This window comes from Phyllobacterium sp. UNC302MFCol5.2 (assembly GCF_000686005.1).
In the GTDB taxonomy this organism is placed as follows: Bacteria; Pseudomonadota; Alphaproteobacteria; order Rhizobiales; family Rhizobiaceae; genus Phyllobacterium; species Phyllobacterium pellucidum.
In genome coordinates, this window is sequence record NZ_JMLL01000015.1 from 198,350 (window position 1) to 210,384 (window position 12,035).

The 12,035-nt window shown below is 58.4% G+C and carries 9 protein-coding genes, 1 tRNA gene, 2 rRNA genes and 1 riboswitch; of the genes, 4 read left to right on the forward strand and 8 right to left on the reverse strand.

What is annotated here, in order from left to right:
* Window positions 1-2 precede the first annotated feature (2 nt).
* Window positions 3-725, reverse strand: a complete 723-nt coding sequence (locus BR48_RS0120280) for a VirB8/TrbF family protein (protein WP_036815057.1) — start codon at window positions 723-725, stop codon at window positions 3-5.
* A gap of 440 nt (window positions 726-1,165) precedes the next feature.
* On the opposite strand from BR48_RS0120280, the gene BR48_RS0120285 reads away from it, so the two are divergent.
* From BR48_RS0120285 to BR48_RS0120295, 3 genes are all read left to right on the forward strand, one after another.
* Entirely contained in the window at window positions 1,166-2,401 is a 1,236-nt protein-coding gene (locus BR48_RS0120285; RefSeq protein WP_027232986.1) for an adenylate/guanylate cyclase domain-containing protein, read from the forward strand.
* A 43-nt stretch (window positions 2,402-2,444) separates the two neighbouring features.
* Window positions 2,445-2,762 (forward strand): barstar family protein, encoded by a 318-nt coding sequence (locus BR48_RS25595; protein WP_051615287.1) that lies wholly within the window; start codon window positions 2,445-2,447, stop codon window positions 2,760-2,762.
* A 410-nt stretch (window positions 2,763-3,172) separates the two neighbouring features.
* Window positions 3,173-4,228, forward strand: a complete 1,056-nt coding sequence (locus tag BR48_RS0120295) for a nucleotidyltransferase domain-containing protein (protein WP_027232987.1) — start codon at window positions 3,173-3,175, stop codon at window positions 4,226-4,228.
* A 54-nt stretch (window positions 4,229-4,282) separates the two neighbouring features.
* Here BR48_RS0120295 and gcvP read toward each other — a convergent pair whose 3' ends face one another.
* The 4 genes from gcvP to BR48_RS25120 form a co-directional block, all read right to left on the reverse strand.
* The gene (gene gcvP / locus BR48_RS0120300; RefSeq protein WP_027232988.1) at window positions 4,283-7,084 is read right to left on the reverse strand and encodes an aminomethyl-transferring glycine dehydrogenase; all 2,802 of its coding nucleotides are present in this window, start codon (window positions 7,082-7,084) and stop codon (window positions 4,283-4,285) included.
* 5 nt (window positions 7,085-7,089) lie between these two features.
* Window positions 7,090-7,458, reverse strand: coding sequence for a glycine cleavage system protein GcvH (gcvH, locus tag BR48_RS0120305; RefSeq protein WP_027232989.1), 369 nt, complete (start codon window positions 7,456-7,458; stop codon window positions 7,090-7,092).
* A 5-nt stretch (window positions 7,459-7,463) separates the two neighbouring features.
* Window positions 7,464-8,582 carry a glycine cleavage system aminomethyltransferase GcvT gene (gcvT, locus tag BR48_RS0120310; protein ID WP_036815063.1) on the reverse strand — a complete coding sequence of 373 codons (1,119 nt, stop codon included), beginning with the start codon at window positions 8,580-8,582 and terminating at the stop codon, window positions 7,464-7,466.
* A 154-nt stretch (window positions 8,583-8,736) separates the two neighbouring features.
* Window positions 8,737-8,834: riboswitch (glycine riboswitch) on the reverse strand.
* 397 nt (window positions 8,835-9,231) lie between these two features.
* A complete protein-coding gene (locus tag BR48_RS25120; protein WP_245273618.1) occupies window positions 9,232-10,278 on the reverse strand; it encodes an adenylate/guanylate cyclase domain-containing protein in 1,047 nt (348 codons plus the stop codon).
* Between the two features lie 93 nt (window positions 10,279-10,371).
* On the opposite strand from BR48_RS25120, the gene BR48_RS0120320 reads away from it, so the two are divergent.
* A complete protein-coding gene (locus tag BR48_RS0120320; protein ID WP_027232991.1) occupies window positions 10,372-11,310 on the forward strand; it encodes a threonine/serine dehydratase in 939 nt (312 codons plus the stop codon).
* 69 nt (window positions 11,311-11,379) lie between these two features.
* On the opposite strand, the gene BR48_RS0120325 is transcribed toward BR48_RS0120320, so the two are convergent.
* The 3 genes from BR48_RS0120325 to BR48_RS0120335 all read right to left on the reverse strand — a co-directional run.
* A tRNA-Met gene (locus BR48_RS0120325) sits at window positions 11,380-11,456 on the reverse strand.
* A gap of 135 nt (window positions 11,457-11,591) precedes the next feature.
* Window positions 11,592-11,706 (reverse strand): 5S ribosomal RNA (rrf, locus tag BR48_RS0120330).
* Between the two features lie 159 nt (window positions 11,707-11,865).
* Window positions 11,866-12,035 (reverse strand): 23S ribosomal RNA (locus tag BR48_RS0120335); the annotation flags it as partial.

Below are 12,035 nucleotides of genomic sequence, written 5' to 3' on the forward strand. Positions count from 1 at the left end.
CATCAATGCCCCTGTTCCGATGCCGGCACGCTTTCCTGGTCGCGCCGGTAGTCCTGGATCTGAAAGCCGAGCGGATTGTCGAACCGCCACTCATTGGTCATCGGTTCGCGCGAATAGCGGAAATGCATGAGCGCCACCCAATGCTCTTCGGGCCCGGTATCCTGACCTACGCGCTGGGTGGAAAAACGCACGATGGCGGTCTTGTTGTTGGGTATCTGGATCGACTTGATGGTCGGAAGCACACGGGTCTGGCGGCCAAACCGATTGACAGGGTTGGTCGGGCTGGAAGGGCCATAGAGGTTGAGAAGATCCCGCTGGGCATCCCCGGTCGAAAGGAGTTGCGCCAGATCGAAATTGTCCTGAACGGAAGCAGGATCATAGGTCTCGCGCGCCTTTACATAGCGAACCACGTTCATCCGGGTGATCGCTTCCGACTGCGTCAGGTCGCCCTCGGCGAGCGGCCGCTTGATCTCCATGAAGCCCGTCGTCTTGTCGACCTCAATAACATAAGGCTCGAAGCTTTTCAGCGGCAGGAGCAGGGCAAGGCAGGCCATGGCGAGGCCGGCGAGCAAGGCGCTGAACCCAGCGACGATCCAGGCAACACGCCTTGACCGCTTAACCGTACGAATAACGTCGTTTTCCCAGCGCACCGCTTCGCTGAAATAACGTGAGTCGAGACCTTTGTCCGGCGTCAGGGTCGCCGTGTCGCCGCCACGCTCAACCATTGGAACACAGCAACGCGAAAGAATGAACGCAAAGAGAAAATGCCGAACTCAAAATCAACCCGCCTGAAATAAATTGCAATATATTGCCAACCGTAAATTCGGTTCACTAAAAAGAAAAGCAAAAGTCGTCCATCGCCTTGCTTTTTTGATTCAAGCAAGATTTATCAACACTCGGATTCGTTGTATTCTCTAAATTATGCCACGTTATGCGTGTATTTAGTTGCGGGTCCCGTGTCAATGAGACTTTAGTACTATTCCAAGTCCATGATATGCTGATAGAAATGATTTTTCCTATGTATTATGAATGACTTGGAATATTTCGCAACAGTCAGTGGATTTCTCGATCCCAAGCGCGGACGGGCACTTGCCGCTGAGAATTCTTGGTCAAATGTGCAGGTCGTGCTACCTCTTTTATCAGTTGCAGCATGGGTGAAGAAACCGTGACCGAAGCCGAAATCGTTGAAATCGAAACCTGGCTCAATGCCCAAGGCATCTGCGGTGCAACCGAAACCGATCTTATGAACGGGTTCTGCGATCGATGCGTTGCAGCGGGCATCAAGCTCGAACGCGGCAATACATTCGTCGATACGCTTCATCCGATCTATGAGGGGAGAGTGTTTCTCTGGCGGCGCGAGGGCGAACTGGAACGCACCATCATCGAGTATGGCTCGTCGCAAAGCGGCGAGAGCGCCGAGAATTGGCAGGCATCGACTTTCTATCATTTGCTGGAGATCGGCGAGGTCGAAATGCGGCACAGGCTGACAGCCGACGAAACACCATCGTTCCGCCAACTCGCCTCGATGCGAGACGAGGGCTGCACAGACTATTTTGCTATGATCGTGCCGTTTTCGAAGCAGGGCAGCATCGGCGAAATGGATGGATTCTATTCGTCCTGGGCCTCCGACCATGAAGAGGGTTTCAGCGATGCGGACATCATCGCCCTGCGACGGCTGGTAAGCAGTCTTGCACTCGCGATGAAATGCGCTTCGCTGACGCGAATCGTCAGGACGCTGGCAGAGGTTTACCTTGGCCACGACGCCGCCAAACGGGTGCTTGCCGGCCGCATCAATCGTGGCGCCGCCGATCGAATCGAGGCCGTGCTCTGGTATTCGGATCTTCGTGATTACACGCGCATTTCCGACGCTGCCGCGCCCGACGCCATCATTCCCATGCTCAACGATTATGCAGAGGCCGTAATATCGTCGATCCAGGAGATGGGCGGCGACGTGCTGAAACTGATCGGTGACGGTACGCTCGCGATCTTTACCGACGGCGATTCCGCCGACGCAGCCACAGCGGCCTTGAAGGCCCAGGCGCTCCTGCGCAAGAAACTGACCGTTCTCAACCGGCAACGGGTCGAAGCCGGACAACCCGCGACCAATGTCTACCTCGGCCTGCATATTGGCGAAGTGTTCTTCGGCAATATAGGCAGTGACACGCGACTTGACTTCACGGTGGTCGGTCCTGCTGTAAACGAGGTCAGCCGTATCGCTTCGATGTGCCGGTCCGTCGACCAGGAGATCCTGATTTCGGAGCGCTATGCTGCGACGCTCCCGGATGCATTCCGCTTGAAGCTGGTCTGCGTCGGCCGCTTCGCATTGCGCGGGGTAGGGCGCGCCCAGGAACTGTTCACGATCGACCCCGCGATCATCCAGAAGGCCATGGCGTCGGTGTAAGTTTTAAACATCATTTATTTAGACAGTTGGAAAGTATTTTGACATGAACGATTATCAACGTACCGCCCTTATTGATTGCACCGGAATTTACACGATTGAGGAATTCTTCCAACGTTACCTTGATTCGACAAACCCCAGATTCCCGGCAAATTTCGGACGCAACCTTGATGCCTTATGGGACGCGATCGAGGGCGGCGGCCCCGGCTGCCCGGTGGATTTTGATCATCTTCATTTCATCAATCTGCAGCAATTCGTCGATGAATTGGGTGGCCCTGATTCTCCCTGGTACCAAGCGCTTCGGAGGGTCGCCAGAGATGCCACGGAGGTCAAGCTGACCCTCAGTCTGGGCGGCACAAGCTGAGCCCCAAATCACTTCCCATCACTCGTTGCAAAGAGGCGGTAGGTTGTCATAAATTGCAAATACCGGACATTTAACTCTGCCGCTACACACATTTGCGGCGTAAGATATCTTATGGAACTCCGATTGTTCGCCAGATCGATACTTCAAAGTTTTGGAAACCGGAATATCTGTTGATGGCGAACTCTTCAATGTCGTGGCTGTGGGGCGGTCTCCGTTCACCGCCGCTGGGAGTTATACTTTGCGCGAAGGAATGCCTGTTGGGGGGCCTGCGAGTCAGTTTTCGTTGGATTATCCCTTTTCAACTGCATTTTATATGGCAAAGGGATAATCCTATCTAATATCGCTTTATAACATCGCCAAATCGCGATATTATCCCCAATACGACGCATTTCTAGTTCTCATGGGATAAGATGAATAATTTCAACGAATTATCGCCCGATCAGATTCGCCAACTTGTGAATACCGAACAGGTTTATGAATCCTATAAGGCGAGTTCGAAGGAATACGAGCAGCGCTTTTCCGGTTCCATGTCGTGGAAGACGAGCACAAACGGCAAGGAATACCTCTACAAGAAATCCGGCGGCATCTGGAAATCACTTGGTCCGCGTTCCACGGAAACCGAAACAACATTCGGCCAGTTTCACGCCGGGCGCGAGAACTCGAAGGAGCGCGTCGGCAGCCTCGCGCAGCGTCTCGATGAACTTGCTCCGGTCAACCGCGCCATGTCGCTCGGACGCGTACCGCAATTGACGGCCCGCATCATCCGAGCACTGGACAAGCTCGGGCTGATCGGCACCGCCATTGACATCGTCGGAACCAACGCCCTCTTCGTCTACGAGCGCCTTGCGGGGGGACATGTCACGAGCGGCCTTCTCTCGACGCAAGACGTTGATCTCCTCATGGACTCGAGATTCAGCCTGCGCTTGATCGGCAGGACCTTTTCGCAGAAAGGCCTGATCGGAATCCTGCAAAAAGTTGACCATTCCTTCGCACCACTGGCGAAGAACAGCTACAGGGCAGCCAACCGCGACGGCTTTCTCGTCGATCTGATAAAGCCGACGCCGAAGAACATCATGTCGGGGGGCGGCAGGTCAGGATTCAGCTCGGACGACGAAGACCTGCGCGCCGTTGAAATCGAAGGGCTTGCCTGGCTCGTCAACAGTCCCAAGGTTTCGGCCGTCGTGATCGACCAACGCGGCTATCCGCTCACCTTTTCCTGTCCGGATCCCCGGGCCTTCGCCCTTCATAAATTGTGGCTGTCGCGTCGTGCGGACCGCGATGCTGCCAAACGCTCGCGTGACGGCATGCAAGCCCGGGTTGTTGCCGAACTTATCCGCAGGCGGTTGACCCACCTTCATTTCGGTTCGGAAGACCTTCGGGCATTGCCGGCGGCGCTCCGCCGGCTTGCCGAAGAGTTCAACGTTTCAGATAGTGCCGACGAAGGCAGTCTCACGCCCAATTGGTAAGAGCAACGGCGCAACACGAAGCGCCCCCTCCCGAAGGATAAGGAGGCGCTTGGCTTAGCTATAGGCCTCCATCGGCGGACATGAGCAGACGAGGTTGCGATCTCCGGCCACGTTGTCGATGCGCGAGACCGGCGGCCAATATTTCGGGTTCTCGTCGCTCGGTCCGGCCGGCAGGCTCGCCTCGCTCCGGCTATAGGGATACGCCCAATCGTCGGCCAGAACATCGTCTGCCGGATGCGGTGCGTTGACCAGTGGATTGTCGTCCTTCGGCCAAGCGCCGCTCGCAACCTTTGCCGCTTCACCGGCGATCGCGATCATGGCATCGCAGAATCGGTCGATCTCGCGTTTCGATTCCGATTCCGTCGGCTCAACCATCAGTGTCCCCGGAATTGGCCAGGACATGGTCGGCGCATGGAAGCCGTAGTCGATGAGCCGTTTTGCGATGTCTTCCACGGTCACCCCGGCGCTCTCCTTCAGCACCCTTGTATCAAGGATGCATTCATGGGCGACGCGGCCATTGCGGCCCTTGAACAGAACCGGATAGTGGTTCTCGAGCCGGCCTGCAATGTAGTTGGCGTTGAGGATGGCCATTTCCGTCGCGCGTTTCAGGCCGTTTGCGCCCATCATGCGAATGTACATCCAGGTGATCGGCAAGATCGATGCGCTGCCGAAGGGCGCGGCTGAAACAGCGTGGCCCGTATTGAGCTCGACATGCCCCGGCAGGAAGGGAGCAAGGTGGCTCTTGACACCGATCGGGCCAACGCCCGGTCCGCCGCCGCCATGGGGAATGCAGAAGGTCTTGTGCAGGTTCATATGGCATACGTCCGCGCCGATATCACCGGGACGCGCCAGCCCGACGAGGGCATTGAGATTGGCGCCGTCGAAATAGACCTGCCCGCCATGTGCATGAATGATGGCGCAGATGTCCTTGACACCCTCCTCGAAGACGCCATGCGTCGAGGGATAGGTGATCATCAGTGCCGCCAGATTGGCACCATGCAGTTCCGCCTTGGCCTTCAGGTCGTCGAGGTCGATGTCGCCCGCTTCCTCGCAGGCGACGACAACAACGCGCATTCCCGCCATATGGGCGCTGGCGGGATTGGTGCCATGCGCCGATTCCGGAATGAGGCATATGTCGCGATGCGCATCGCCGCGATCGAGATGATAACGGCGAATGGCAAGGAGACCGGCATATTCGCCCTGACTGCCAGCATTCGGCTGCAGGGACACCGCATCGAAGCCCGTGATTTCCGCGAGCCATGTTTCGAGGTCAGCCGTGAGCGCCTTATAGCCGAGCGCGTGATCGGCCGGGGCAAACGGGTGAACATTGGCGACGCTTTGCCAGCTCACAGGTAGCATCTCGGCCGCCGCATTCAGCTTCATCGTGCAGGAGCCGAGCGGGATCATGGCCCGGTCGAGCGCAAGATCCTTGTCGGCGAGGCGACGCAGGAACCGCATCATCTCCGTCTCGGAGCGCTGCTGATGGAACACCTCCTGGGTCATGAACCCCTCTGCGCGGCGTTCGCCCGGCAGGCGTGTGTCCGTATCATCAGGCAAGATCGCGCCGAACAGGGCGGCGAGAGCCTGCAAATCCGCCTCGGTCGTGGTTTCGTCAAGCGTGAGGCCAAGCCGATTTTCATCGATGATCCGAAGCAGGCGTCCATCCTTTTCCGCAGTGGCGGCAATCTCCCCCGCCCTGCCCGGCACATCGACGGTAAGCGTGTCGAAGAAGCGCTTGCCGGCAAGCCCGATGCCTGCGGCCTCCAAAGCAGCGGCAAGGCGGACCGCCTGGCTGTGTACGCGCGAAGCAATCGCCTGCAGCCCCTGTGGTCCATGCCAAATGGCGAAGGAAACGGCCATGTTCGCCAGCAATGCCTGCGCCGTGCAGATGTTCGAAGTCGCCTTGTCGCGGCGGATGTGCTGTTCGCGGGTTTGCAGGGCAAGCCGGTAACCAGGGCGGCCCTTGCTGTCCACGGACTGGCCGACCAGCCTGCCCGGAATAAGACGCGTAAGTGCGTCCGCTACGGCGAGATAGGCGGCGTGCGGACCACCATAACCGACGGGCACGCCGAAGCGTTGCATCGATCCCGCGGCAATATCGGCGCCGAGCGATGCCGGAGGGGCGGTGATCGTCAACGCCAAAGGATCAGCGACCGCTATCACCAGAGCGCCGGATGCCTTTGCGTCCCGAATGGCGGTGGAATGATCCCTGTAGACGCCATATGTATCCGGCCATGGAACGATGATTGCTGCGACTTCAGCGTTGATCGCGCCGCCGTTGACGCTCATCCCGAGTGGCTCGGCGCGGGTGCGAACCACGTCGAGAATCTGGGGATGCACATCACCGGCCAGAACAACGCGGGTACGCTTCTCACGATGATGCCGGTAGGCGATGCCGACCGCCTCTGCCACGGCCGTCGCCTCGTCAAGCAAGGACGCCGACGCGACCGGCAAGCCGGTCAATTCGGTCACGAGGGTCTGGAAATGGAATAGAAGCTCCAGCCTGCCCTGACTTATTTCTGATTGGTACGGCGTATAGGCCGTGTACCAGGCAGGATTCTCGAAAAGGTTGCGCTGGATAACGGCGGGCACATGCGTCCCGTGATAGCCTTGCCCGATGAAGCTCTTGTGGGTCTTGTTCTGCGCCATCTTTGCCGAGAGTTCGGCGAGCGCTTCGGCCTCATTCACTGCTTCGGGAATGTCGAGGGGACGCTCGAGCCGGATGGATTTCGGTACCGCCTGGGAGATGAGCGTTTCGAGGGAGGGAATGCCAACTGCCGCAAGCATGGCACGCGAGCCCTGAAGGCTTGGCCCGATGTGGCGGTCGGTGAACGGAAAGATGCCCTTGTTCTGCATGATAATCAGCCGATAATTGCTTTGTAGCCGGCTTCGTCGAGAAGGCCGGTCAATTGGTTGGTATCCGCAAGCTTCATTTTCCACAGCCAGCCATCGCCGGCCGCCGAAGAATTGACCAGGGCTGGGTCGCTGGCTGCCGCCTCATTGACCTCTGTCACTTCGCCGTCGACCGGCGCGTAGACGTCCGAAGCGGCCTTGACCGACTCGACGACGACGGCAGCATCGCCCTTTGCAAGCGTTTGCCCGACTTCCGGCAATTGCACGAAAACGAGATCGCCCAACTGGTCCTGCGCATGGTCGGTAATGCCGACTGTCGCAATCCCGTCTTCAACGCGCAGCCATTCATGATCTTCAGTGAAATAAGTGACAGCCATTTCAATTATCCTTTGTGGTAACGATGGGTAACGAAGGGAAGCGGGTGGACATGGAGCGCGATGCGGCTGCCGCGTATCTCGGCAAATATCTGTGAGCCAGTCGGCGCGAGCGCCTTCTCGACATAGCCGATGGCAACCGGGTGGCCCGCCGATGGACCAAATCCACCGGAGGTAACGATCCCGACAGGGTTGCCGCCGGCATCGACAAGCGTCACACCGGATCTGACAGGTTGGCGCCCCTCGGGCTTCAGGCCAACGCGCTTGCGCCCTGACCCGGCGGCGAGCTTGGCCTGTAGCGCTGTAGCGCCAATAAAGCCGCCCTCACCACGAACTTGCTTCGATATGGCCCAGGTGAGCCCCGCATCGACCGGATCGATCTCCGGCGTAATGTCCTGGCCATGCAGGCAAAGGCCAGCCTCGAGCCGCAGGCTGTCGCGCGCGGCGAGCCCAATCCATGTCACGCGGTCGTCCGCGAGAAGCTTGGCGACGAGTGCGCGGGCGTCCGCTTCCGGAAGGCCGATCTCAAAACCATCTTCGCCCGTATAACCCGAGCGGCTCATGAACCAGCCAGGCTGAGGCTCGTACCCGTGCATGAACTCAAGATCGGTGCCAGCAATGCTTGCCTTCTGCAAAACATCTGCCGCCTGCGGGCCCTGAATTGCCAGAAACACGCGGTCAAGGGCATCGATGCTGGCTTTGAAATCCTTGGCGAGGTCGCGCAGATGCGCCTCATCCGCGGCGGCATTGCCGGCATTGGCGACAACCATGAAGCGTTCGTCGCCGAGCCGCGTGACGATCAGGTCGTCGATAATCCCAGCCTGTTCATTGAGAAAGAAAGTATATTTTGACTGACCGGTCGCGAGCGAGCCCGCGTAGAGCGGACAGGCACGGGACAGGAGCGCCGCGGCACCCTTCCCGGCGATCTCGAAAAGCTGCATATGCGAGATATCGAACAAGCCCGCCTTTTCGCGCGTATGCAGATGTTCCTTCATTACGCCGAGCGGATAGGTGATCGGCATCGACCAGCCGGCAAAGCCGCCGAAGCGCGCATTTGCCGCTTCGTGCAGGTCGCCAAGTGGCAGCGATTTCAGTTCGTCGGTTTCAGGATTGACTTCAGCGCCCATTTTTACTCCAGAGACATGCAAAGACCTCCGCCACAGCGACGGAATGATGCTTTACCCCTCTGTCGGAAGCCTGAGAGACTCGCTCGCGGCGCCTTGGCACCGGCTGAACTTACACCTTCGGCGCGGGGTCTCCCCCGACTTTCCAGAGTTGCCTTATCGGCTTGCGGTTCCTGGTACCTGAGAGATTTCGGGCGATTTCCCCTTCGGTGGACCGGCGCACTCGCACACTGGCCACTCTCCCGCAAGCTGACAGGGCCTTGCCTTCTCGCAAATCACAAGGCCCTCGACGTTCCGAACATATCGCACCGCACATGGCCTGTCATCGCTCTAAAAGCAATTTTGACGCTTTACGGACAGAATTTGTCTGTAGGAGAACATTCTGCTTGGCCATGGCTTGACCAAGCTGGCCTCCCCGACTCTTTTACCGCTCAGGAAATAAAGGCCAGAATTCGAAGAAGGCCGCCGCTGAAAGTGGCTTTGATTGTCGATGCATACATGGCCCCTTCCTAGGTACGAGCGTACGAGCAGAATGCCGAGGCCAACAGAGTGCTGCGCCAGCTGAGGGCGCACTGGCGATCAATCAAAACATGCCCTTGCAACGCTGGGTAGGCGCCTTGCAGTTGCGGCCCGTGCGGAAAATATCGAGGTTCTAGGCCCGCTGCGCCACGAGTTCTGACTGCTTACCGCGCGGGCGCACAAGGGCCATGACGCCGAGGCTTTGGCCCTTTCCCCGAACCGCATGAGTACCGAGATTGTTGCTGCGAATACCGTCGGGCAGCGTCAGCCGCGCGGCAAGATCGCTTGAGATCAGCACCGGCGTGTTCAAACTGCGGCAAAGCTGTTCGAGCCGTGCCGTCGTGTTTACCGTATCGCCGAAATAGGTGATCTTGTGATGGTCCACCCCGATCTCGGCAGTAACCACCGGCCCACCATGCAAGGCGGCGCGCAGACGCGGCACGCGGCCGAATTCACTCAGCCACTTTTCCGAGTTTGACTCGATCACATCGATGATGTCGAAGAGACATGCGACGCAATCGGCATTGCGCAGGCCCCGCTGCATAGGCCAGGTAATGATCGCAGCATCGCCGACGTAGTCGTCGATGGTCCCGTTGTGCCGCCGGACGGGTCCGGCAAACGCGGCAAAGAGCGCGCCGAGGAACTGCTGCGCCCGCAGATCGCCGAACTCTTCGGCAAAGGTCGTCGAACCGACCAAATCGACGAAGAGAAAGATGCGCTCCTCCTCGATCGGTTTGCGATAGCGCCCGATCAGGAGGTTGGCAAAGATGTCGCGCCCGAGAAGCTCGCGTACACGCGAAACAAAGCTCAGGACCGCCAGAATGACAAGCGTGTAGATCCATATGCTTGTCGGCAGGATTGCCTCCTGCCACCAGGCACCGGGTATAAAGCCGAGGGCCCAGAGCAGGGTGCCGCAAACGAAGTAGCCCATACCAATGAGCAGGTAATTGGCAAGGAGCGAGCAAAAGATATAGCTCGGGGTCGGTAGTGCATTGATCCGATCGAAAAGTCGGGGGAACAGGTTTCCCCGTTCGAAGAGCAGCGGCGGAATGCAAAGGAACAGGGCGAAGACCGCGCCAATCGCCGATATTTTTCCGTTGTAGAAGTAGCCGTAGAACACGCCGCTGGCTGCTGCGGCCAGAAGACTGAAGATCCAAAAAACGATCGAATTTCTGCTCATTGCTCTTTCCATGGCCAAGATCATCATCGATAGGCCGTTGTCGTCGCTCGATCGATCTTGCTTTTGTGCCTAGCCGCGAAATATGGTGCGATCATGCCCATAGATATCACGCCTGAACGTATCACTGCTGTCGAAGAAATCATCCGGCCGCATATCCGGCACACGCCCGTGCTCCATGTGGATCTTGACGATTTCGGCATGGCCGCTCTCCCCACAGCGCTCAAACTCGAATGTTTGCAGCACTCGGGGTCCTTCAAAGCGCGCGGGGCCTTTACCAATCTGTTGACACGGCCGGTTCCCGCGGCCGGTGTCGTTGCCGCCTCGGGCGGCAATCATGGCGCGGCGGTCGCTTATGCTGCCATGCGGCTCGGCGTGCCTGCCACCATCTTCGTGCCAAGCGTCACTTCGTCGGCGAAGGCCGACAAGATTCGCAGCTATGGTGCAAGGCTCGTGATCGGCGGCGAGCGCTACGCCGATGCCCTCGAAACAAGTGAACGATTCGTTGCCGAGACAGATGCGCTGGCCGTCCACGCCTATGATCAGGTCGAGACGCTGCTCGGCCAGGCGACGCTCGGGCGTGAAATCGAAGCGGACCTTCCGGAAACAACCACGCTGCTGGTAGCAGTCGGAGGCGGTGGTCTCGTTGGCGGTATCGCCTCATGGCTGCGTGGCCGCATCAAGATTGTCGCGGTCGAACCCGAAAGCGCTCCAACCCTCAATCATGCGCTCGCGGCGGGTAAGCCCGTCGACGCTCCCGCCGGCGGGATCGCCGCCGATTCGCTGGCGCCGCGCCGCGTCGGCAATCTCATGTTTCCAATCGCGCAAGCCTATGTGGGCGCGTCAGTGCTGGTAGCGGATGACGAGATCCGCAAGGCGCAGCAGGCGCTGTGGGACACTGTCCGGATCGTTGCCGAACCCGGCGGGGCTGCGGCGATGGCCGCCCTACTCTCGGGCCGCTATGTCCCTCAAAAAGCTGAGCGTGTCGTCGTCCTCGTTTGTGGCTCCAACACGGTGGCTGTTGGCTTCGATTGAATTTGCCGCTTGAACGCACGAAAGCCCGGGGCATGCCGGGCTTTTGTGTGGGTTGTTGTTTTGTGATGTTGGTTGCGGGGACAGGATTTGAACCTGTGACCTTCAGGTTATGAGCCTGACGAGCTACCGGGCTGCTCCACCCCGCGTCAATTGTGTGCGGTATGCGCTTGCGCTTTCCTTTGGTGCGCGGGCTTGCGCTTGCATGGAAAGGGCCGTTTGGTGCGGCGCTTGTTTTGTTGTTGTGTGTTTTGTCGAGAAGCTTTGTTTGTTGCGTTTGGCAGACCTGGCAGCGACCTACTCTCCCGCGTCTTGAGACGAAGTACCATTGGCGCAGGGGCGTTTCACGGCCGAGTTCGGAATGGGATCGGGTGCGGCCACCCCGCTGTAACCACCAGGTCAGCAAAGCGCAACAAGCAAATGAGAAGCTGGGTTTTGGGGAGGTGAGTAGTGAGTAGTGAGGACACTACTTCTGCTTTTTTCTACTCAGCTACTGACGACTTACTATTCACCTTTTGACGCCTTTTGTGGCGTTTTGGATGGATATTTGTAATGAGAATGATCAAGTCGATCGAGCTATTAGTACCGGTAAGCTTCATGCGTTGCCGCACTTCCACACCCGGCCTATCAACGTGGTGGTCTTCCACGGCTCTGATAGGGAATACTCGTTTTCAGGTGGGTTTCCCGCTTAGATGCCTTCAGCGGTTATCCCGTCCGTATATAGCTAC